This window comes from uncultured Sphingomonas sp., assembly GCF_937871615.1.
In the GTDB taxonomy this organism is placed as follows: Bacteria; Pseudomonadota; Alphaproteobacteria; order Sphingomonadales; family Sphingomonadaceae; genus Sphingomonas.
In genome coordinates, this window is record NZ_CALMPA010000045.1 from 144,796 (window position 1) to 166,408 (window position 21,613).

Genomic DNA, 21,613 nt, shown 5'->3' on the forward strand with positions numbered 1-21,613 from the left:
GCATGAAGCTCATCATCGGCAACAAGGCCTATTCGTCGTGGTCGCTGCGCGGCTGGCTCGCCTGCCGCCAATCCGGCCTGCCGTTCGAGGAAATGGTCGTACCGCTCTACGATCAGGATTGGGACAAGCGCCGCGAGGGCGACGAATTCGCCCCTTCATCCGGCAAGGTGCCGATCCTGTGGGATGACGATGCGGTGGTGTGGGATAGCCTCGCGATCATCGAATATCTTGTCGACAAGGTGGGCCGCGAGAAATTCTGGCCGGCGGATAATGCCGCGCGCGCGATGGCGCGCTCGATGGCGGCGGAGATGCATTCGAGCTTCGCCGCGCTGCGCCGCGAATGCGGGATGAACATCCGGCAGGTCTATCCGCCCGGAAATCCGTCCACGGAGGTGATCGCCGATCTCACGCGGATCATGGAATTGTGGGCGCAGGCGCGCGCGCGCTTCGGCGGCGGCGGGGATTTCCTGTTCGGCGCGTTCGGCGCGGCGGATATCATGTTCGCGCCCGTCTGCACCCGGATCGTCACTTATTCGCTTCCCGTGGCGCGCTTTGCGACCGGCTATATCGAGGCGGTGCTCAACCATCCCTTCATGCAGGACTGGATCGCCGCCGCGCAGGAGGAAGAATGGGTGATCGAACGCTTCGAACAGCCGGCGACTGAAGCGTGAGCCGCGACGCGCTGGCGCTCGCCGAGGCGCTGATCGCCTGCGAAAGCGTGACGCCGGCGATCGGCCGCGTGTTCGACGTGGTGGAGGAAATGCTCACGCCGCTCGGCTTCACGGTCAATCGCTTCGTCACGGGGGATGCGCCCGACGGGCCGGTCGAGAATATGATCGCGGTGCGCGGATCGGGTGGCCCGCATTTCGCATTCGCCGGGCACCTCGATGTCGTACCGCCCGGCGAGGGCTGGGTTTCGGGCGCTTTCGCCCCGGAAGTGCGTGGCGGGCTGCTCCACGGGCGCGGCGCGGTGGACATGAAGGGCGCCATCGCCGCCTTCATCGCCGCCGCCGCGCGCACGCCCGCCAGCGGCACGATCAGCCTGTTGCTGACCGGCGACGAGGAAGGCCCGGCGATACACGGCACCCGCGCGATACTCGATCGCATGGCTGCGCGCGGGCTGAAGCCGGACATGTGCCTGGTCGGCGAGCCCACCTCGGTCTCGCGGCTGGGGGACATGGTGAAGATCGGGCGGCGCGGCTCGGTCAACATCTGGATCGACGTGCCGGGCAGGCAGGGCCATGTCGCCTATCCCCATCTGGCCGACAATCCGATTCCCCGGCTGGTGGCGATGCTCGCCGAGATCGACGCGATCACGCTCGATCAGGGGACTGACTGGTTCCAGCCATCGAACATCGAAATCACCGACATCACCGTCGGCAATCCCGCGACCAACGTGATCCCGGCGCGCGCCGCCGCGCGGCTGTCGATCCGTTTCAACGACGAGCATACGGGCGCCGATCTCGCGCGGAGGATCGAGCGGATCGTCCACGCCCACGACCGCCAGGCGACGGTGGACGCGCGGATTTCCGGAGAGGCTTTCCTGACCGAGCCAGGCGCTCTTTCCGCGATGGTGAGCAATGCGATCACCGCACGCACCGGCATCGCCCCCACGCTTTCCACAACGGGCGGCACGTCCGACGCGCGCTTCATCTCGGCAATCTGCCCAGTGGTGGAGTTCGGCCTCGTCAACGCGACGATGCACAAGCTGGACGAGGCGGTTGCGGTGGACGATCTCGCCACGCTGACCGACATCTACGCCGATATCATCAGCCGAGCGATGCGGGCCGGGTAACCGGATCCAGATCGTCGAGCGCGGCGGCCCAGGCGAGGAAATCCGCCTCCGTCATCGGGCGCGCGACGCCATAGCCCTGGATCGCATCACAGCCGATAACGCGCAGCAACTCGGCCTGGGCGGGGGTTTCCACGCCCTCCGCCACCGCCTCGCAACCCAGGCCGTGGATCAGCCCGACAAGCGATCCGGCGATGAGCCGCGCGGCATGATCGTCAACAATCATCGCGATCAGGCTGCGATCGAGCTTGACGCGATCAATCGGCAATTGCCGCAGCCGCGCGACGCTAGACAATCCCGTGCCGAACCCGTCGATCGCGATTGTGGCGCCATCATCGCGCAATTGCGCCAGCGCGGCGATCGCGTCCGCGCGGGCGTGCGCGGCAACCGTTTCGTTGAGTTCCAGTTCCAGCAGGCGTGCCGGCGCGTGCGCCTCGCGCATCGCGGCGCGCAGCCGGGTGAAGAAATCGGCGCGGTCGATCTGGCGCGGGCTGACGTTGATCGCCAGCCGCCCCTCGAAACCGATCGACGCCCAATGCGCGATGGTTCGCGCCACCTTTGCCAGCACCCAATCACCGATCTCCACCATCAGCCCGCTTTCCTCCGCGCGCCCGATGAAGGTGCCCGGAAGGCGCAGGCCGTCCGTCGGATGTTGCCACCGGAGCAGCGCCTCTGCGGCCACGACATTGCCGCCGGCGAGCGAGACCTCGGGCTGGAAAACAAGCGTGAAGTCATCGCGATCGAGCGCGGCGCGCAATTCGCCGTCAAGCCGCACGCGGCTCGCCATCTGCTCGGCCAGTTCGTCGCTATATATTTCAAACCGACCACGCCCCTGCGATTTGGCGCGATACATCGCGGCATCGGCGCAGCGCATCAGATCGTGCAGCGTGATGCCGTGATCGGGCCGCACCGCGATGCCGATCGAGGCGCCGATCAGCACCTCTCCCCCGGTCAGCGGAAATGGCGTGGCGAGCGCCTCCAGCACCTGCGTGGCGATCCAGCCGGCGTCGCGCTGATCCCCAAGCACCGGAAACAGCATCGTGAATTCATCACCCGCGAGGCGCCCGATCAGCGGCGGATAGATATCCGCCTCCGCAATCGCGCGATCCGCCACGCCGTGCAGCCGATCAGCCACCATCGCGAGCAACATGTCGCCACAGGCGTGCCCGTGCGTGTCGTTGACCGCCTTGAAGCGATCGAGATCAATGAAGAACAGCGCGCATCGTTCGGGCGCGGTTTCGGATAGCAGCCGTTCCGCGCTGGTGCGGAAATTGGTGCGATTGGCGAGCCCCGTCACCGGATCGAACAGCGCGAGCCGCTGGATATTCTCCATATTGTCGGTCAATTGCGCGAACAGGCGATCCATCGCGATGCCGAGTTGCGGCACGGTCGCGCGAATCTCGTCGGGCACGCGCGCGCCGATCACGCCATCGGCGGCATCGGCCAGCCGGTCCACCGCCTTGTCGATCGCCTCCGCCGTCGTCGCGACGACGCGTTGCGTGGAGGCCCAGCACATCACCGCGCAAACGATCGCGGGAACCAGCGCGCGCGCATAGAGGCCAAGGCCGAAATTGTCCCTGCCGGTGACCAATAACGCAAGGAAGAACGCGACGCCGCCCGCGCAAAGCGCGAACGTGACGGCCCTGCTCTTAAGCGTCACCCTTTCCACCATTATGGTTACTCGGCCCCTTAATGGTGCGACACGCATATCGTGCCGCAGAGTATTACTGCTCGCACATAAAGGTTAATGTTTCGGTCGGGTTCGGCGGAACACCACGTAGATTGCGCCATTCCCGCCGTGGCGCGGGTGGGCATTGCGCAGCGCGGCGATAAACGGCGCGTGGCGGGAGGCGGCGATCCAGTCCGCAATGGCGGCGCGGATCGCGCCGCGCGCGTGGGGCCGCTCGCTTTCCGGGCGCGGCGGCTTGCCGGTTACCAGCAGCAACACGCGATCGCCGCGCGCCAGCGAGCGTTCCAGCCCGGCATCGAGCATAGCGTGCGCCGAACGCAGCGTATGGCCGTGGAGATCGAGCGTCGCATCCGGCTGAAGCGCGCCACGCGCGATCTTGCGATCCCAACTGCCGTCGAGTGTTGCGGGGGTTGCCGGCGGCAACGCGGCGGCGGTCACAAGCTGGCGCGCCTGCTTCGCCGGACGAGGCGGCGGCGACGGCGGTGGTGGTGGTGGCGTCGCGCCGCGCCTGGCCGGTTCAGGCGGCGCGATCGGCACCGCGACTGGCTTGCGCGTCCCCCGGTGGAGCGGGCGGACGCTGGCCTTCAGCCGCGCCCACAGCGCCGCCTCCTCAGCGTCTAGCCGCCGACCTGCCACTGGGCGCCCCTCCCCGCACGCGATCGAGCGTGCCGACCGGCAGCAGCAGGAAGGCGGTGCCGCGCGCGCTCATCCCGCCCGCGATCGCCCGCGCCTCATCGCCCGCGCCCCAGAAGGTATCGAACCGATTGGCGCCCTTGATCGCGCCGCCCGTATCCTGCGCCACCCACAGCCCCGTGGCGTCGGTGCGGTCCATCGACAGGAAGACCGGCGCGCCGAGCGGGATAAAGCGCGGATCGGCGGCGACCGTCGCGCCACCCGTCACCGCCAGCCCAAGCGCGCCGACCGGGGGGCCATCGAGCACACGGAAGAAAACGAAGCTCTTGTTTTCGCGCATGATCGCGCGGCCCTGCTCCGGATTGGCGCGCAGCCACGTCACCATGCCCTGCATCGAAAGCTGATTCGGCCCGAGCAACCCGCGCTGCCGCATCAGCGATCCGATGCCGGTGTAATCGCGCCCGTTCTGCGAATCATATCCAATGCGCAGCACATCGCCATCCGGCATCCGCACCAGCCCCGAACCCTGCACTTGCAGGAAGAAGAATTCGACCGGATCGACGGCATAGCCCAGCACCCGCGCCTTGCCGCGCAGCGCGCCCTGCTCGATCGCGGCGCGATCGTAATAAGGCACGAATTTGGTGCCATCGACCCGGCCCCGGATCGACTTGCCCTTCAGATCGGCGGAAAACAGCCCAAGATCGACATCGACCAGATCGTCCGGCCGCGCATAGATCGGGGCATAGCCGTCGCGATAATTCGGCGAACCGGCGATCTCGGGAATGTAATAGCCCGTGGCAAAGGCGCGCCCGTCACCGACCTGCACCGTTTCGAACCAGCGCGTGAAGAACGCCTGCGCATCGCCCGGCGCGGTCGCGGCGGCGGCCGAACAGGCCGGCTGCCAGTCAGCGCCGCTGGTCAGCCCGGATGAGTCCGCACGGCGGACGAGCGACGGGCAACTGAGCTTGAACGCGGAGAGCGCACGCGCGGCGCCATCCCGCGTGATCGGCAAGGTGGCGATATCCGGCCCGCGCGCCAACCCCGCTGTCGCGGCGCTATTCGCACCGGGAAGCGTGGCCTGTGCGACGGGGGGCAATGGCGTTGCGGGAGTCGGCTGACGAACCGGCGCCTCGCCGCCGCGCGGTGGCTGGGCGCCGCCCGGTCGCGGTGGCGGCGCGACGCCGCCCACGCACGCGGACAAGGCAAAAGCGCCGACGAGCGCCAGTCCCCCCCGACGGATCATGCGTTATTCCCCTTCAGGCTTCGTCGGTATCGGCGAGCTTCCAGTTCGGATCGCTGCTCTTGAGCGTCCGCGCGAAGGTCCACACATCATGCGTTTCTACCGCGTCGCTGGTCGATCCGGCGATCACATGCCCCTCGGCATCGCGGGTTACCGCGGCGATATCGGCATCGAAGCGCACGGTGATGCGCGCCTCGCGGCCATCGAGCGCGGCGCCGACGATCGTTGCCCGCTCGATCGAAACCAGCCGGTTCTCCAGCACCTCGCCCGCCGCATTGCGCGCTGCGATCGAATCAACGAACGCCCGCGCGACATCCGGCTCGACCAGATCGCCCAGCGCCCGCTCATCACCGCGCCAGAACGCTTCGAGGATCATGCGATACGCCGCCTGCGATCCTTCAAGGAACCGCGCGACATCGAAACCCGGCTCGCCCGAGACGATCGCGCGCAGGCCATTTTCCGCCGCGCCCTCGATCGGGCGAACCGTCGCCTCGCGTACTTCGGGCGTCACATCAATCGCACGGGGGAGCGAGGCCGCGGGAACGCGATCGTCCGCCGGCTTGGGCAACGGCTGCTCATGCCCGGTACGCTTTCCGAGCACCGAATAGAGACGCAATGCCAAGAACCCGGCAACCATCGCTAGAAGGACTATATAGAACACTCGGCCTCCGATACCCTGAACGCACAACATAGGCGTGAAGCTCCCGCGATTCAATTTTTCGCGGCGTTGAAACGTCAAGATGCTGCTGCTAGGCGCGCGTTCACGGTTTTCGGGGCGCCTGACGTGCCCTTAACAGCTTTTTTCTGGGGAACGATACGAGATGGCCGAACAGGACAATGGCGTGACCACCGGCGGCGAACCGCTGCCCAATGGCGCCGATACGCTGCCGCAAGTGGGCCTGCTTTCGCAATATGTGAAGGATCTGTCGTTCGAGAACCCGAACGCCCCGGCGATCTATCAGAATCCGCAGGCGCCGGATATCAACGTGCAGTTCGACATCGGCTCGAATCAGGTCGCCGATGAAGTCCATGAGGTTGTCCTGAAGGTCGAGATTCGCGCCGAGAGCGCCGGCACTGTCGCCTTCATCGTCGAGCTTTCCTATGCTGGCCTGTTCGGGCTGCGCAATGTGCCGGTGGAAGCGGTGCAGCCGTTCCTGCTCGGCGAAGGCCCGCGCCTGCTTTTCCCGTTCGCGCGCCGTGTGGTGGCCGATGCCGTCCGCGATGGCGGCTTCCCGCCGCTGCTGCTCGAGCCGGTCGATTTCAACGGCCTTTATCACCAGCAGGCCGAAGCCCGCGCGCAGCAGGAAGCCGCCGGCAACATCGGCAACGCCTGACGCAATCCCCGCGTCGGCGGCGATCATGAATCTCACCCGCGCGCTCGGCTCGGTCGGCGGACTCACGCTGGCCAGCCGTGTGCTGGGCCTGGTGCGCGATTCGCTGTTCGCGCGCTTCGTCGGTGCGGGCTTCGCCTCCGATGCCTTCCTGATCGCGTTCCGGCTGCCCAACATGTTCCGCGCATTGTTCGCGGAAGGCGCCTTTTCCGCCGCGTTCATCCCGATGTTCAACCGCAAGGTCGCGGACCCGGACGGGGGCGGCCTGAAAGACGGGGTGAGCTTCGCGGAGAACGCGCTGTCGGTGTTGCTCCCGGTGCTGATCGGCATGACCGTGCTGATGGAGCTTGCCGCCTGGCCGGTGACATGGCTGCTCTCGGGCGGATTCCATGAAGCGAATGACGCGCAATTCACCTTCGCGGTGCAGCTTGCGCGGATCACCTTTCCCTATCTGTTGCTCATCAGCCTTGTTTCGCTGCTCGGCGGCATCCTCAATTCGCTGCATCGCTTCTGGGTGGCCGCCGCCGCGCCGATCCTGCTCAACCTCACGCTGATCGTCGCGCTTCTGTTCTTCCACAGCCACGAGCCGCTGTTCACCGCGCGCAATCAGGCGATCGCGGTGACGGTATCGGGCGCGTTGCAATTGCTGTGGCTGATCTGGGCGTGCCGGCGCGCGGGCGTGCACCTGCGCATCCGCCGCCCGACGCTCAACCCCGATGTGAAGAAGCTGCTTTCGCTGATCTGGCCCGCCGCCGCTGGGGCCGGCGCGGTGCAGATCAACCTCGTCATCTCCACCGCGCTCGCCGCCAGCCTGCTATCCGCCGGATCGGTGAGCTATATCTATTTCGCGGACCGGCTGAACCAGCTTCCGCTCGGCCTGATCGGCATCGGGCTGGGCACCGTGCTGCTCCCCACCATCTCATCCCAGCTTGGGCGCGGCGAGGCGGCGGCGGCGATGGAGACGCAGAACCGCGGCATGGAGCTGGCGCTGTTCTTCACGCTTCCCGCCACGATCGCGCTCATCATCTGTGGCGAGCCGATCGTCGCGGCATTGTTCCAGCACGGCAAGTTCACCCCCGCCGATACCGTCGCCACCGCGCAATCGCTCGCGGCCTTTTCGATCGGGCTGCCGAGCTACATCCTCGTTAAGGTGCTGACGCCGGGCTATTACGCGCGGCAGGATACGAAAACGCCGGTGCGTTTCGCGACCATCTCGATCGCGGTGAACCTCGTCCTCAACCTCGCCTTCATCCTGCCGCTGGGGCATATGGGGCCGCCGCTCGCCACCGCGCTCGCCTCCACCGTCAACGTCTGGATGTTGTGGCGTGAGCTTCGGCGGCGCGGGCATTTCATCCCCGACACGCAATTGCGCCGTCGCGCATGGCGGCTGGCCTCGGCGGCGCTGCTGATGGGCGTGGTGATGTATTTCGCCAACGATCTGTTCCGCCCCTATACCACCGGGCCAAGCCTGGAGCGGTGGGGCGCGATGTTCGTGCTGGTAGCGGTTGGCGGCTTGGTTTACGCCGCCGCGACCTTCCTGTTCGGCGCGTTCCGGCTCGCCGATGCGCGAAGGTTGGTCCGTCGATAAATCAGACAAGGGAAATCATGCGCGTCGTTTCCGGCATCAAGCCCACCGGCAATCTCCACCTCGGCAATTATCTCGGCGCGGTGAAGCAGTGGGTGGTGATGCAGAACGAGATTCAGGCCCAGGGCGGGGAGACGATGTATTTCATCGCCGATCTCCACGGCCTGACCGAGTGGATCGCCCCGGCTGACCTCACCGCCAATACGATCGAGATGACCGCCACGCTGGTCGCCGCCGGGATCGACCCGGAACGCTCGATCCTATTCAACCAGACGCGGGTGCCCGCGCATAGCGAGTTGGCGTGGCTGCTCAACAATGTCGCGCGGGTCGGCTGGCTCAACCGAATGACCCAGTTCAAGGACAAGGCGGGAAAGAACCGCGAGGGTGCCTCCGTCGGCCTCTATGATTATCCGGTGCTGATGGCGGCGGACGTGCTGCTCTATAACGCGACGCACGTGCCGGTCGGCGAGGATCAGAAGCAGCATCTGGAGCTGGCGCGTGACATCGCCACCAAGTTCAACCTCGATTACAAGCGCGATCTGTTCACCCTGCCCGAGCCGCTGGTGAGCAAGGAAGCGCCGCGCATCATGAGCCTGCGCGATGCCTCCGCGAAAATGTCCAAATCCAATCCGTCGGTGCAATCGGTGGTGAAGCTGATCGACACGGATGACGTGATCGCCGACAAGTTCCGCAAGGCCAAGACCGATCCGGACGCGCTGCCGGATTCGTGGGAGGCGCTGGACGGGCGGCCTGAGGCGCGCAACCTCGTCACCATCTTCGCCGCGCTGGCGGATCGCACGCCCGGCGATGTGATCGCGGAATTCGCCGGCCAGGGCTTCGGTCAGTTCAAGCCCGCGCTCGCCGATCTTGCGGTCGCCAAACTTGGCCCGATCCGCGATGAAATGGTGCGCCTGCTGGACGACCGCGCGGCGATCGACGCGATCCTGGCGCGCGGGGCGGCGAAGGCGCGGGCGCTGGCCGAGCCGATGTTGCGCGCCACACAGGAGGCGATGGGGTTGCTCGCCTGAACGGTTGATCGCCGCCCGCCCGATCTCGCACGCGGGCGGCGAACCCCACGATGATGGCGAAAATCACCAACTATTGGCGCCGTATCAGCGAATGGATATGCCCCGCCCCGACCGCGCCTGAATAATTTATCTATATTTCAGCATGATAAAGGATTGGCACGGCTCCTGCTTAGCAACCGGCATCGTGTGGAGCCTCGCTCCGCCAGCCGATGGAGCCAGTAAATGTCCGCCGATCATGCCGCCCCCGCCCCCCAGAAGGCCGAGATTTTCGGGGTCTGCCGTCGCCTTGGCGATGATTTCGGATTTCATCCGAATATCCTGCGCGTCGCGCTGGCGATCGGGCTGGTGTGGAGCATCGAGGGCGTCGCCTTCGCTTACGCCGCGATGGGTGTGATCGTGCTGCTCAGCCGGATGCTCGCGCCCGAGCCGGGCCGCGCGCCGGTCTCTGAGGTAAATTCCGCCACGACTTACGCGCCCGCCACTGAACAGAATAACGCGCCCGCCCCGCCGCTGTCACGGGCGGCCTGAGGCCCCCGCCCGCCCGGTGCGTCAGCTTTCGAGTTGATGCATCAAGACGCGGACGGCGCCGTCGATATCATGATCGCTATCGCGCAATTCCTCGATCCGCCGAACCGCATGGATCACCGTCGAATGATCGCGCCCACCGAATTTCCGGCCGATTTCCGGCAATGAACGCGTGGTGAGGCGCTTGGCAAGATACATCGCGATCTGGCGTGGCCGCGCCACCGCCCGCGCGCGGCGCGCGGAAACCAGGTCGATCGGCTTCAGCTCGAAATGCGTCGAGACCGCCTTCTGGATCTCGTCGATCGTCACGCGGCGCTGGCCGCCGCGCAGCACCTCGCCCAGCACGCCGATCGCGAAATCGAGGTCGATCGCGTCCCCGGTCAGTTGCGCATAAGCGACGACACGGTTGAGCGCGCCTTCCAGTTCGCGAATGTTGCTGCGGATACGCCCGGCGAGCATATCCAGCACCTCGCGCGGCACCCGCGCGTCGGGCAGATCCGCCAGCTTGCGGTCGAGGATCGCACGACGCAGCTCAAGCGACGGCGCCTTGATGTCGGCGACCAGCCCGATCGCCATGCGGCCGACGATGCGCGATTCGATCCCGTCGAGCGCCTGCGGGCAGCGATCGGCGGAAATCACCAGCCGCTTGCCCGCCGCCATGATCTCGTTGACGGTGTGGAAGAATTCCTCCTGCGTCGAATCCTTGCCCGCGATGAACTGAAGATCGTCGATCAGCAGCAGATCGCAGCCACGCAACCGCGCCTTGAACGCGAAGGTGTCGCGCGCACGCAGCGCCGAGACGAACTCGAACATGAAGCGTTCGGCGGACATGAACATCACGCGTGCGCCGGGTTCGGCGGCAAGGAATTCATGCGCGATGGCGTGCATCAGATGGGTCTTGCCCTGCCCCGTGCCGGCATGAAGGAACAACGGGCTGAAGCGCACCGGCCCCGGCGCGGCGAGCGCACGCGCGGCATTGAACGCGACCTTGTTCGACGAATCGACAACGAAGCGATCGAAGGTGAGGCGCGGATCGAGCGTCGGCCGATCGGCGGCGACCGGGAGCGGCGCGGGCGTGGCGGCGGGCGCCTGCTCCACCGCCACGGCTGGCGCCAGCGCGATCACTTCGGGCGCGGCGGTTGCGCGCGCCGTCTCGATCGCCACGGTGCGCACGGCGGGCAGCACAGCGCGGAATTCGTGCAGCAGCCGATCCGCATAATGGTTGCGGACCCAATTGGTCATGAAGGCCGAAGGCAGCGCGAGCCGGATCGCCTCGGCATCCCCGGTTTCGACCAGGTCCATCGGCTTCAGCCATTGTTCGAACAGGCGCGCGCCAGCCGATTCGCGCAGGTTGTTGCGCACACGTGCCCAGGCACGCGCCACCTCACTCACCTGCTCAAAAGATCGACCGCTGGATACCACGCACAAGTCTCCCATGGTCACGACACGGGAGTCGCAACCGTTTGCCTACCACCAGTATAAAGCCCCCCGAAGTGGTCCCCACTACGGTACGGAATACGACGCTGTTACATCGTGCGCGAAACGATCGTCATCGCGACGGAGCAAGGTTTAGGAACAAGCGCGTGAGTCGATCAAGAGCGCTACTCGATACAATTCCGAAATAAACACGGTTGACTCGGCGCGGAGCGCGCAAATCCGTCAAAAATCTTACAAAGCACTGTAATATATAACATATTCTAAAACGCGGAGAGTCGACCAACGCGCGAATCGCGGGGAATCCATGACTCTTTGGTTACAACCGCCGCGGACGACAAAAAGCCCGCCGGGCAACCCCGGCGGGCTTTTTTGTCTAACGCGGCGTTAAGGCGATCAGCCCAGCGCGGCGACCCGCTTGGTCAGGCGCGAGAACTTGCGGCTGGCGGTATTGCGGTGAAGCACGCCACGCGCGACGCCACGCGCCATTTCCGGCTGCGCTTCGGCCAGCGCCACAACGGCGGTTGCCTTGTCGCCGGCTGCGAGCGCGGCTTCGACGCGCTTCACGAAGGTGCGGATACGGCCCACGCGGTTACCGTTGACTTCGGCCCGGCGCTGGTTGCGACGGATGCGCTTCTTCGCTTGCGGCGTGTTCGCCATTGACGTCCTCGAAATCTAGTCGATGAAAAAAGGGCGCCGGATTTCCCATCGCCCTGGAAGCGCGCCCCTTAACGCGCGGCGCCCTCCTGGTCAACCACGCTGGCACGCCGGGCACCAGAAGGTGGAGCGCCCGCCTTCGGCATATCGTTCCACCACGCCGCCGCACGCGCACGCCAGCCCCTCGCGGCCATAAACCGCGAATTGCTTGGAGAAATAGCCCAGTTCGCCATCGGGCCGCGCATAATCGCGCAGGCTCGATCCGCCCGCTTCGATCGCGGAGAGCAGCACCGCGCGAATCGCCTCCACCAGCCGATCGAGCTTCACGCGCGATAATTCGCCCGCCGCTCGCTTCGGCGAGATATGCGCAAGGTGCAGCGCTTCGCACACATAGATATTGCCCAGCCCGGCGACGATCCGCTGATCGAGCAGCATCAGCTTGATCGACGCGCGCCGCCCCGCGAGCGCGCGATAGAGATACGCCCCGGTCAATTCAGGCCCCAATGGCTCCGGCCCCAGCGCGGCGAAGGCGGGAAACGCGGTGAGCGCATCACTGCGCCACAAATCGACCAAGCCGAATCGGCGCGGATCGTTGAGCGCGATGCTGCGTCCGCCATCCGTTTCGATCAGCAGATGGTCGTGCGGGAGCAACTCCCCCGGATCGACCCGCCATTTCCCCGACATGCCGAGATGGAAGATCATCGTATCGCCGCGATCGGTGTCGATCAGCCCGTATTTGGCCCGCCGCCCGAGCGCGATCACGCGCGCGCCGGTCATCCGCTGGCGCAGATCCTCCGGGAACGGGCGGCGCAAATCGGGGCGGCGCGCCTCGATCGAGGCGATCACCGCGCCCTCCAGCACCGGCGCGAGGCCGCGCACGGTGGTTTCTACCTCGGGAAGCTCTGGCATTTGTCGCTCCCTCTAGCCCGACGCCACCGCCCCCGCTAGGGCTGCATTCCATGAGCGAAACCGTCTCCTTCGGCTATGAGGAAGTCGCCCGCGAGGACAAGACCGCCCGCGTCGGCGGCGTCTTCACCAGCGTCGCCAGCCGCTACGATATAATGAACGATGCCATGTCCGCCGGTATGCACCGGCTGTGGAAGGATCGCTTCGTGCGCCGCGTGAAGCCGCGCGCGGGCGAGCAGATTCTCGACATGGCCGGCGGCACCGGAGACATCGCCTTCCGGCTGGAACGATCGGGTGCGAGCGTGACGGTGGCCGATATCAATCCGGCGATGCTGGAAGTCGGCATGAAGCGCGCGCAGGAGCGCGGCATCGACGGCCTCGTCTGGACCGAGGCGAACGCCGAAACGCTGACTTTCCCCGATCGCTTCTTCGACGCATACACTATCGCCTTCGGCATCCGGAACGTCACCGATATTCCGGCGGCGCTCCGCGAGGCGCATCGCGTGCTGCGGCGTGGCGGGCGCTTTTTCTGCCTTGAATTCTCCACCACGCAATGGCCGGGATTCAAGGAAATCTACGACAGCTATTCGCATCATCTGGTGCCGCGCATCGGCGAACTGCTGGCGCACGACCGCGACAGTTATCGTTACCTGATCGAATCGATCCGCCGCTTTCCGGATATGCCCGCGTTCGAGGGGATGATCCGCGCCGCCGGCTTCACCCAGACGAAGGTGGAGCCGCTGCTCGGCGGGCTGGTCGCCATTCACAGCGGCTGGAAGACGTGAACATGCCCCAGCATGGTCGCACCCCCGCGCCGGCGGGGCTCCATTCCGTATGACCCATCCCGTCGTCCATAGCTGGCGGCTCCTCAAATGGGGCCGTATCCTCGCGCGGCACGGCGCGCTACGCGGGATCGAGCGCGACGCGAACACGCCGCCGCGCCTGCGCCGCATCCTGCGCCTCGCCCGCTTCGGCGCGCGCACGCCGGAAGTGCCGCGTTACGCCGATGCGTTTCAGGCGATCGGCCCGGCGGCGATCAAGCTCGGCCAGACGCTCGCCACCCGCCCTGATCTGGTCGGCGAGGCGGCGGCCCACGATCTGCTGCGGCTTCAGGACGCGTTGCCCCCGGTGCCGTTCGCGGAGATTCGCCCGCAATTGCTCGCCAGTTTCGGGCGGCCGATCGAGCATCTGTTCGCCAGCATCGACGAGGAGCCGGTCGGCGCGGCCTCGATCGCGCAGGTCCATCGCGCGGTGACCACCGATGGCCGGCACGTCGCGATCAAGGTGCTGCGCCCCGGCGTGGAAGACGAATTCGCGCGGGCGATCGAAACCTATGAATGGGCCGCCGCGCAGGTGGAGCCGATCGGCGGCGAGCTTGCCCGGCTCCAGCCGCGCCTCGTCATCGAGACATTCAAACGCTGGACGGCGCGCGAACTAGATCTGCGGCGCGAAGCTGCCTCCGCCTCCGAGCTTGGCGACGCGATGGCGGCCGAGCCGGACTATCTCGTCCCCGTGGTCGACTGGCAGCGCACCACCGGCAAGGTGCTGACGATCGAGTGGATCGACGGCATCAAGCTTTCCGATCGCGCCGCGCTGATCGAACAGGGTTATGACCTTCCCGCGCTGGCGCGCACGCTGGTCCACGCGTTCCTGCGGCAGGCGATCGCGGAGGGCTTTTTCCATGCCGACATGCATCAGGGGAATCTGTTCGCGATTCCCGGCAACCGCATCGTCGCGATTGATTTCGGCATCATGGGCCGGATCGACCGGCGCGCGCGCGTGTGGCTCGCGGAAATCCTCTACGGGCTGATTACCGGCAACTACCGCCGCGTCGCCGAAATCCATTTCGAGGCGGGTTATGTCCCGCCGCATCACAATGTCGACGAATTCGCCACCGCGCTGCGCGCCGTGGGCGAGCCGATGCGCGGGCTGCCGGTGAAGGACATGTCGATCGGGATGATGCTCGACAGCCTGTTCTCGATCACCCGCGATTTCGACATGGCCACCCAGCCGCATCTGCTGCTGCTGCAAAAAACGATGGTGATGGTGGAGGGCGTGGCGACCAGCCTCGATCCCGATATCAACATGTGGGACACCGCCGGCCCGGTGGTGGAGGAATGGATCCGCACCGAATTGGGGCCGGAGGCGGCAATCGCCGATCGGCTGATTACCGATTTCCGCACCCTCGCCCGCCTGCCCGAGCTGGTCCGCCGGATCGAGGAGCGCTTCCCCGCCCCCGGCGGCGCCCCCCCCGCGCCGCCGCTGCGCGAGATCGAGGTGGTGCGGATCGGCGGCGGCTGGCGCTATGCCGTGGTCGCGGCGCTGGCGGCACTGGCTGGCGCGGGCGCGGCGCTGGCGGCGCTTCACTGGTGACGGGCGCAGGCCGCACGCGCGCGCCGCTGTGGCTTGCGCAAGGGTCACGATTCGCCGGCTGGCCGCAACGGCGCGCCTGGATCGCGCTGGCGCTGCTTGGACTGTTCCTCTGCCTGTCCCTCACCGCGCTCTCGTCCGCCGGCCCACCCCTTGTGGATCGCGCGGTGCCAAGCAGCGACGATCGCGCCGACATATTGCTCTATGAATCCATCATCGACGCGGTGCGGCATGGCGGCGACTATTATCTGGTGACCGCACAGGCGCTGCGCGTCGGCAATTATCCGCTGCGCCCGTTCTTCACCTTCCGCCTGCCGACACTGGCGATGGTCGAGGCGCATATCCCGCCCCGGCTCATCGTACTGCTGCTCTATGCTCTTGCCGCGACGGTGATCGCCGCCTGGTATGTTCGGCTGCGCGGTGTCTTCACCCGGCAGCCGCCGCGAATAATCGCGATGATCCTGCTCGGCGGCAGCATGGCGGCGTTCGTGCAGGCCGATCTCGCCGCTTTTCATGAAGTCTGGGCCGGGCTGCTGATCGCGCTCAGCCTCGCCGCGCGGCGACCGGGGCGCTGGATCGAATCCGTCGCGATCGCGCTGGCCGCGATGCTGATCCGCGAAACCGCCGCGCTCTATGTCGGGCTGATGTTCCTGCTCGCGTTGCTGGAACGGGAGAAGCGCGAGGCGCTCGGCTGGTTTGTCGCCACCCTCGTGCTGGCGGTGGCGGTGGCATTTCATGCGCACGCGGTGTCCGCGGTGGTGCGCCCGTTCGATCCGGTGTCACCGGGCTGGGCCGGAATGCTCGGCTTTGGCTTCTTCGTGAAGACGATGGCGCTTTCGACCGCGCTCAGCCTGGCGCCGCTGGTGATCGCCGCGCCGCTGGTGGCGCTGGCGCTGTTCGGCTGGTCCGCCTGTCGTGATCCGTTCGCGCTGCGCGTCATCGTGACGCTTATCGGCTATGCGGTGCTGATCGGTTGCTTCGGGCGCGAGGACACCTTTTATTGGGGCCTGCTGGTCGCGCCGCTGATCCTGCCTGGCCTCGCCTTCGTACCCGACGGGTTGCGCGATCTGTTCGCGCGCGCGCTGGATGCGCGGCGCATCACGGTGACGAGAGTGGTTCGATAGGGGAAGATGATGAAGCGCGTCCTGCTGATCGTCGGCGGCGGCATCGCGGCCTACAAGGCGTGTGAACTGGTCCGCCTCTTGCGCAAGGCCGGCCATGGCGTCCGTTGCGTGCTGACCGAAGGCGGCAGCCACTTCGTCACCCCGATGACGCTGGCCGCCCTGTCCGAGGACAAGGTCTATACGACGCTGTGGGATCTGAAGAACGAGGCGGAAATGGGCCATATCCAGCTCAGCCGCGAGGCCGATCTGATCGTCGTCGCGCCCGCCACCGCCGATCTGCTGGCGCGCATGGCCGCGGGCATCGCCGACGATCTCGCCACCACTTTGTTGCTCGCGACCGACAAGCCCGTGCTCGTCGCCCCGGCGATGAACGTGCGTATGTGGCAGCACGCCGCGACCCGCCGCAACGTCGCCCAGCTTCGCGCCGACGGCGTGGCCGTGATGGCGCCCGACGAAGGCGCGATGGCGTGTGGCGAGTTCGGCCCCGGTCGCCTGCCCGAGCCGGCGGCGATCGCGCAGGAGATCGAGGCGCGGCTAGGTGGCACCGCACGGCAAATCCCGCTGCTGGCCGGACGACATGTTCTGGTCACTGCCGGGCCGACCTATGAGCCGATTGATCCGGTGCGCTACATCGCCAATCGCAGTTCGGGCAAACAGGGCTTCGCCATCGCGGGCGCGCTCGCGCGGCTCGGCGCGCGCGTGACGCTGATCGCCGGCCCCGTCGCCTTGCCCACGCCGCGTGGCGTGGAGCGCGTCGATGTGGAAACCGCGCGCGAGATGGCGGCGGCTGTCGATCACGCCTTGCCCGCCGATGCCGCCGTGATGGTGGCCGCGGTGGCGGATTGGCGCGCGGAAGACGTCGCGGGGCAGAAGATCAAGAAGGCCGGTGGCGGCACGCCCACCCTGCACCTCGCCGAAAACCCCGATATCCTCGCCACGCTGGCGCAAGGTTCGCGCCGCCCGCGCCTGCTCATCGGCTTCGCCGCGGAAACCGAGCGGGTGATCGAGCACGCGACCGCCAAGCGCGCGCGCAAGGGCGCCGACTGGATTGTCGCCAACGACGTATCGGGCGACGTGATGGGCGGCGATGCGAATACGATCCATATCGTCACCGGCAACGGCGTGGAAAGCTGGGAGCGACTGCCCAAGGACGAGGTGGCGGATCGGCTGGCGACACGCATCGCACAGGCGCTGGATTGAGCGGGCCGGGCACGCGCGCCGATGGCGGGCCGCCGCCAAAAGATTATATGGAGGCCCGATGACCAATCCGATCTCAATCGAGCTGAAACGCCTGCCGCACGGCGCCGGCCTTCCCCTCCCCGGCTATGCCACCGCCGGCGCGGCGGGCATGGACGTGGTTTCGGCGGAGGACGTGACGATCGCAGCGGGCGCGCGCCACGCGGTGGCGACCGGCTTCGCGATCGCCATCCCTGAAGGGTATGAGGTGCAGGTGCGCCCGCGCTCCGGCCTCGCGCTCAACCATGGCGTTACGTGCCTCAACACCCCCGGCACGATCGACAGCGACTATCGCGGCGAGGTGAAGGTGATTCTCGCCAATCTCGGCGACACCGCGTTCGACGTGACGCGCGGCCAGCGAATCGCGCAACTGGTTCCCGCCCCCGTCACGCGGGCCACTCTGGCGGAGGTCGCGTCGCTTGACGACACCGCGCGCGGCGGCGGCGGGTTCGGATCGACCGGGCGGTGATCGCGCTGGCCGCCCTGTTTCTCGCGTTTCAGGCGGCGGCCCCGGCGCAAGCTCCAGCCGGCGATACGCCGCCCATGCCATGGAGCAAGCTGCCCGACCTGCCGCTGATCCGGCACAGCGCGATGGCGCCGGAAATTTCCCGTTTCGTGCATGACGAAGTGGCGGCTGGCCGCTGCAACGCCGCGCAACCTGCCGCCGAGGGCTTCAGGCTCCACCTCGATCTCGCGTTGCTGGTGGATCACACCGGCGAGATCAAGCGGATCATCCCGCACGCGATCGGCTGCCCGACGGTGGAGCAATATTCAGCCGGTATCGTTTCGCGGATGGCGCGTGCGAACGTCGCGCCGCCCGAAAGCGAGACCTGGTATCGCGCGGGCCTGGATTTCTCATGGAAGGAATGACGCTCGATCGCGACGAACTGGCGCGATACGCGCGCCACATCGTGCTGCACGAGATCGGCGGCGCGGGGCAATTGCGGCTAAAACGCGCCTCGGTCGCGCTGGTCGGCGCGGGCGGAATCGGCTCACCTGCGATCCAGTATCTCGCCGCCGCCGGCGTCGGGCGGCTGATCCTGATCGACGATGATCGCGTCGAGGCATCGAATCTGCAACGACAGACGATCTTTCGCACCGCGGACATCGGGATGCCGAAAACAGCCGCCGCCGCCCGCGCCGCAGCCGCGATCAACCCACATGTCGTGATCGACCAGCGCCCCATGCGACTCGACGATCGCAATGCGGCGGAATTGCTAGCGGACGCCGAAGTGGTGATCGACGGCAGCGACAGCTTCGCGACGCGCCTGACGGTCGCCGATACCGCTTTTGCCGCGCGCATCCCGCTTGTTTCAGCCGCCGTGGGGCAGTTTGATGGGCAAGTGGCGGTTTATCGCGGCTGGGAAGGCGACAAGCCCTGCTACCGCTGCCTAGTCGGCGACGCGCCCTCGCGCGAGGGGGGCGTGTCCTGCGCCGAAGACGGGGTGCTCGGCCCGATGGTCGGCATGATCGGCAGCCTCGCCGCACTCGAAGCGATTCGCGCGATCACTGGCTTCGGCACCGATTCTGCCGGACAATTGCTGATCGCCGATCTGCTTTGCTTTCGTTTCCGCACGGTTCGACTTCAGAAAGACCCGGCCTGTCGTTGCACAATTGCAACTTCGTGACGCGTTGCAGCAGAACTTTGTTAAGGAACGGGCGTTAGGGGCTTGCAAACGCCCGAGGTTGATGCAAACAAGCCGTCGGATCGTAAAGGGAGTCTACCATGCGTCTTGCCAAGTATATTGCTGCTGCTGCTGCTGCCTCGCTCGCCGTTGCACCGGCCGTTGCGGCTTCGGCCAACCCGGCGTCGAGCCTCTCGGTCGGCCAGTCGCGCGTTGCGACCTCGACCGCGTCGAAGGACAAGGCTGCTGGCGGCGGCGTTCTGATCGCCGTTCTCGCGGCTGCTGCCGTCATCGCCGGCATCGTCGTGATCGCTGATTCGGGCAGCAACTCGAGCAGCAAGTAATTCCTTCGAGAATTCGAAAGAAATAGCGGCCTTCGGGTCGCTATTTTTTTGCCCGCGGCAAACGAATGCGGGCGACGAACAACAAAAATGACCGGCGCTCGCTTTCTCAGCGAGGCCGGTCATTTTGAGTCCGGGCGCCTTTCGTCAGAAACGACCAACCGCGTTCAGCATCGCCACGAAGGTGGGCCGGATGTGCCGCGCGGCGCTACCCGCCGTATTGCGCGCGATACCAGTCGACGAACCGACGAATCCCCTGCTCCATCGGCGTGGCCGGATTGAAGCCGAGATCGCGCGCCGAAGCGGTGATATCGGCATAGGTCGCCGAAACGTCCCCTGGCTGCATCGGATACATCTCACGTATCGCCGCGCGCCCACATGCCGCCTCTATCGCCGCGATGAAGCGCGACAATTCCTCCGCCGCGCTGTTGCCGAGATTGTAGAGCGCATGGGGTGTGCTGCTTCCCCCCGGCTTGATCGCGCGATCGTCGGCTGGCGGGCGATCCAGCGCGGCGAGAACACCCGCGACGATATCGTCGATATAGGTGAAATCACGCCGCATCGCGCCATTGTTGAAAACCTTGATCGGTCGCCCTTCAAGTATCGCAGAGGTGAACAACCATGGCGCCATATCCGGGCGGCCCCACGGCCCGTAAACCGTGAAGAAGCGCAACCCAGTCTGCGGAATGCGAAACAGGTGCGCGTAGCTTTCGCTCAACAGTTCATTCGATCTTTTCGTCGCGGCATAAAGCGATACCGGGTGATCGACCCGATCCTCGACACTGAACGGCAGATCGCGGTTCCCGCCATAAACGGACGAGGACGAGGCATAGACGAGATGCCGGACGCGAAGCCCGCGCGCGAGTTCCAGCACATTGACATGCCCGGCCAGATTTGAGCGGACATAGGCACGCGGGTTTTCGAGCGAGTAACGCACGCCAGCCTGCGCCGCGAGATGGACGATACGATCGACGCCGCGTGCCGCCACGGCTGCATCGAGCGCGTCCGCATCGGCGATATCGCCTTCGACGAATTCGATCGCCCCGCCGAAACGCCCGGCGAGATCGGCGAGCCGCGCACGCTTCAGCGCCGGATCGTAATAATCGTTGAGATTGTCGATCCCCACCACCCGCTCACCGCGCGTTGCCAGCGCCGCGGCAACGGCGTGGCCGATGAATCCGGCGATTCCCGTAACCAGAATCGTCACGCGACGAGCTTCCTGGCGAAATCGCGGACGAGCGGCCCGATATCCGCGCGCGCCAGCGCCAGCGCCAGATTGGCCTGGATATATCCGGCCTTGTCGCCGCAATCATAACGCTGGCCATCGAACATCACGCTGTTGAACGGCTGCTTGCCGATCAACTGGGCCATCGCATCGGTAAGCTGGATTTCGCCCCCTGCCCCTTTCACCGGATTATCCAGAATCCGCATCACCTCCGGTTGGAGGATATAACGGCCGGGAATCATCAGATTGGAAGGCGCGGTGCCGATCGCCGGCTTTTCCACAAGCGCCGTCACCTCCACGATGCGTCCGTCGCGCGCGCCGGGGGAGATGATGCCATATTTGTCCGTCTGTTCAGGCGGGATATCGAGCGCGCCGACCACATTGCCGCCGGTCCGCTGATAAACCTCCACCATCTGCGCGAGCAGGCCGGGCTTTCCCACCATCAGTTCGTCGGGCAGCAGCACCGCGAACGGCTCATCGCCGACGATCTCGCGCGCGCACCACACGGCATGGCCCAGCCCCAGCGGCTCCTGCTGGCGGATATAGACCGGCGAGCCGGGTTTCTGACGGATGCCCTCGATCGCGGCGAGCGATTTGCCGCGATCCTTGAGCGTCGCCTCCAGCTCATAGGAAATGTCGAAATGATCCTCGAGCGCGGATTTGCCGCGCCCGGTGACGAAGATGATCTGCTCGATCCCCGCCTCGATCGCTTCTTCCACGGCATATTGGATCAGCGGCTTGTCGACGACCGTGAGCATCTCCTTCGGCATCGCCTTGGTCGCCGGAAGGAAGCGCGTGCCGAGCCCGGCAACTGGAAAAACAGCCTTGCGGAGTGGCTTGATCGTCATTCACTCGTCCCTGTTGCGGCACC

The 21,613-nt window shown here is 66.3% G+C and carries 23 protein-coding genes; 14 read left to right on the forward strand and 9 right to left on the reverse strand.

The annotated features are described in order from the left end of the window. Nucleotides 1-2: 2 nt before the first annotated feature. Together Q0316_RS12215 and dapE are read left to right on the forward strand one after the other, a co-directional pair. Complete coding sequence (locus tag Q0316_RS12215) at nucleotides 3-671, forward strand: glutathione S-transferase (RefSeq protein WP_298672798.1); 669 nt, start codon at nucleotides 3-5, stop codon at nucleotides 669-671. Then, nucleotides 668-1,795: a succinyl-diaminopimelate desuccinylase gene (gene dapE / locus Q0316_RS12220; RefSeq protein WP_298672801.1), complete on the forward strand. Its 1,128-nt coding sequence runs from the start codon at nucleotides 668-670 to the stop codon at nucleotides 1,793-1,795. Before Q0316_RS12215 ends, dapE begins: the two co-directional genes overlap by 4 nt. On the opposite strand, the gene Q0316_RS12225 is transcribed toward dapE, so the two are convergent. The 4 genes from Q0316_RS12225 to Q0316_RS12240 form a co-directional block, all read right to left on the reverse strand. After that, a complete protein-coding gene (locus Q0316_RS12225) occupies nucleotides 1,770-3,461 on the reverse strand; it encodes an EAL domain-containing protein (RefSeq protein ID WP_298673083.1) in 1,692 nt (563 codons plus the stop codon). The two genes, dapE and Q0316_RS12225, sit on opposite strands and share 26 nt — an antisense overlap. Nucleotides 3,462-3,536: 75 nt before the next feature. Then, nucleotides 3,537-4,118 (reverse strand): Smr/MutS family protein, encoded by a 582-nt coding sequence (locus tag Q0316_RS12230; RefSeq protein ID WP_298672803.1) that lies wholly within the window; start codon nucleotides 4,116-4,118, stop codon nucleotides 3,537-3,539. Further along, nucleotides 4,093-5,358 (reverse strand): MltA domain-containing protein, encoded by a 1,266-nt coding sequence (locus Q0316_RS12235; protein WP_298672805.1) that lies wholly within the window; start codon nucleotides 5,356-5,358, stop codon nucleotides 4,093-4,095. The genes Q0316_RS12230 and Q0316_RS12235 overlap by 26 nt, the downstream gene beginning before the upstream one ends. A gap of 13 nt (nucleotides 5,359-5,371) precedes the next feature. After that, nucleotides 5,372-6,016 (reverse strand): Tim44/TimA family putative adaptor protein, encoded by a 645-nt coding sequence (locus Q0316_RS12240; RefSeq protein WP_298672807.1) that lies wholly within the window; start codon nucleotides 6,014-6,016, stop codon nucleotides 5,372-5,374. Nucleotides 6,017-6,176: 160 nt separating this feature from the next. Here Q0316_RS12240 and secB point away from each other — a divergent pair, with 160 nt between their 5' ends. From secB to Q0316_RS12260, 4 genes are all read left to right on the forward strand, one after another. Then, nucleotides 6,177-6,689 (forward strand): protein-export chaperone SecB, encoded by a 513-nt coding sequence (gene secB / locus Q0316_RS12245; protein WP_298672809.1) that lies wholly within the window; start codon nucleotides 6,177-6,179, stop codon nucleotides 6,687-6,689. A gap of 25 nt (nucleotides 6,690-6,714) precedes the next feature. Further along, on the forward strand, nucleotides 6,715-8,274 hold the full coding sequence (gene murJ / locus Q0316_RS12250) for a murein biosynthesis integral membrane protein MurJ (protein WP_298672811.1): 1,560 nt from the start codon (nucleotides 6,715-6,717) through the stop codon (nucleotides 8,272-8,274). Nucleotides 8,275-8,291: 17 nt separating this feature from the next. Next, nucleotides 8,292-9,299 carry a tryptophan--tRNA ligase gene (gene trpS, locus Q0316_RS12255; protein WP_298672813.1) on the forward strand — a complete coding sequence of 336 codons (1,008 nt, stop codon included), beginning with the start codon at nucleotides 8,292-8,294 and terminating at the stop codon, nucleotides 9,297-9,299. A 222-nt stretch (nucleotides 9,300-9,521) separates the two neighbouring features. Beyond that, complete coding sequence (locus Q0316_RS12260) at nucleotides 9,522-9,827, forward strand: PspC domain-containing protein (RefSeq protein WP_298672815.1); 306 nt, start codon at nucleotides 9,522-9,524, stop codon at nucleotides 9,825-9,827. 21 nt (nucleotides 9,828-9,848) lie between these two features. On the opposite strand, the gene dnaA is transcribed toward Q0316_RS12260, so the two are convergent. The 3 genes from dnaA to mutM all read right to left on the reverse strand — a co-directional run bounded on the left by dnaA (nucleotide 9,849) and on the right by mutM (nucleotide 12,824). Beyond that, on the reverse strand, nucleotides 9,849-11,261 hold the full coding sequence (gene dnaA / locus Q0316_RS12265) for a chromosomal replication initiator protein DnaA (RefSeq protein ID WP_298673085.1): 1,413 nt from the start codon (nucleotides 11,259-11,261) through the stop codon (nucleotides 9,849-9,851). A gap of 393 nt (nucleotides 11,262-11,654) precedes the next feature. Beyond that, the gene (rpsT, locus tag Q0316_RS12270) at nucleotides 11,655-11,918 is read right to left on the reverse strand and encodes a 30S ribosomal protein S20 (protein ID WP_298672817.1); all 264 of its coding nucleotides are present in this window, start codon (nucleotides 11,916-11,918) and stop codon (nucleotides 11,655-11,657) included. A 90-nt stretch (nucleotides 11,919-12,008) separates the two neighbouring features. After that, nucleotides 12,009-12,824: a bifunctional DNA-formamidopyrimidine glycosylase/DNA-(apurinic or apyrimidinic site) lyase gene (mutM, locus tag Q0316_RS12275; RefSeq protein WP_298672818.1), complete on the reverse strand. Its 816-nt coding sequence runs from the start codon at nucleotides 12,822-12,824 to the stop codon at nucleotides 12,009-12,011. A gap of 50 nt (nucleotides 12,825-12,874) precedes the next feature. Here mutM and Q0316_RS12280 point away from each other — a divergent pair, with 50 nt between their 5' ends. The 8 genes from Q0316_RS12280 to Q0316_RS12315 all read left to right on the forward strand — a co-directional run bounded on the left by Q0316_RS12280 (nucleotide 12,875) and on the right by Q0316_RS12315 (nucleotide 19,520). After that, nucleotides 12,875-13,606: a class I SAM-dependent methyltransferase gene (locus tag Q0316_RS12280; RefSeq protein ID WP_298672819.1), complete on the forward strand. Its 732-nt coding sequence runs from the start codon at nucleotides 12,875-12,877 to the stop codon at nucleotides 13,604-13,606. A gap of 49 nt (nucleotides 13,607-13,655) precedes the next feature. Next, complete coding sequence (gene ubiB / locus Q0316_RS12285; protein WP_298672821.1) at nucleotides 13,656-15,194, forward strand: 2-polyprenylphenol 6-hydroxylase; 1,539 nt, start codon at nucleotides 13,656-13,658, stop codon at nucleotides 15,192-15,194. Then, nucleotides 15,191-16,315: a hypothetical protein gene (locus tag Q0316_RS12290; RefSeq protein ID WP_298672822.1), complete on the forward strand. Its 1,125-nt coding sequence runs from the start codon at nucleotides 15,191-15,193 to the stop codon at nucleotides 16,313-16,315. The genes ubiB and Q0316_RS12290 overlap by 4 nt, the downstream gene beginning before the upstream one ends. A gap of 9 nt (nucleotides 16,316-16,324) precedes the next feature. Beyond that, nucleotides 16,325-17,515 carry a bifunctional phosphopantothenoylcysteine decarboxylase/phosphopantothenate--cysteine ligase CoaBC gene (gene coaBC / locus Q0316_RS12295; protein ID WP_298672823.1) on the forward strand — a complete coding sequence of 397 codons (1,191 nt, stop codon included), beginning with the start codon at nucleotides 16,325-16,327 and terminating at the stop codon, nucleotides 17,513-17,515. 58 nt (nucleotides 17,516-17,573) lie between these two features. Further along, nucleotides 17,574-18,020, forward strand: a complete 447-nt coding sequence (gene dut, locus Q0316_RS12300) for a dUTP diphosphatase (RefSeq protein WP_298672825.1) — start codon at nucleotides 17,574-17,576, stop codon at nucleotides 18,018-18,020. Continuing rightward, entirely contained in the window at nucleotides 18,017-18,421 is a 405-nt protein-coding gene (locus tag Q0316_RS12305) for a hypothetical protein (RefSeq protein WP_298672827.1), read from the forward strand. Before dut ends, Q0316_RS12305 begins: the two co-directional genes overlap by 4 nt. Then, nucleotides 18,418-19,179, forward strand: a complete 762-nt coding sequence (locus tag Q0316_RS12310; RefSeq protein ID WP_298672829.1) for a molybdopterin-synthase adenylyltransferase MoeB — start codon at nucleotides 18,418-18,420, stop codon at nucleotides 19,177-19,179. Before Q0316_RS12305 ends, Q0316_RS12310 begins: the two co-directional genes overlap by 4 nt. Before the next feature lie 98 nt (nucleotides 19,180-19,277). Further along, nucleotides 19,278-19,520, forward strand: a complete 243-nt coding sequence (locus tag Q0316_RS12315; protein ID WP_298672832.1) for a hypothetical protein — start codon at nucleotides 19,278-19,280, stop codon at nucleotides 19,518-19,520. Nucleotides 19,521-19,725: 205 nt separating this feature from the next. Here Q0316_RS12315 and Q0316_RS12320 read toward each other — a convergent pair whose 3' ends face one another. Together Q0316_RS12320 and galU are read right to left on the reverse strand one after the other, a co-directional pair. After that, nucleotides 19,726-20,724 carry an SDR family NAD(P)-dependent oxidoreductase gene (locus tag Q0316_RS12320; RefSeq protein ID WP_298672834.1) on the reverse strand — a complete coding sequence of 333 codons (999 nt, stop codon included), beginning with the start codon at nucleotides 20,722-20,724 and terminating at the stop codon, nucleotides 19,726-19,728. After that, entirely contained in the window at nucleotides 20,721-21,590 is an 870-nt protein-coding gene (gene galU, locus Q0316_RS12325; RefSeq protein WP_298672837.1) for a UTP--glucose-1-phosphate uridylyltransferase GalU, read from the reverse strand. Before galU ends, Q0316_RS12320 begins: the two co-directional genes overlap by 4 nt. Nucleotides 21,591-21,613: the final 23 nt, after the last annotated feature.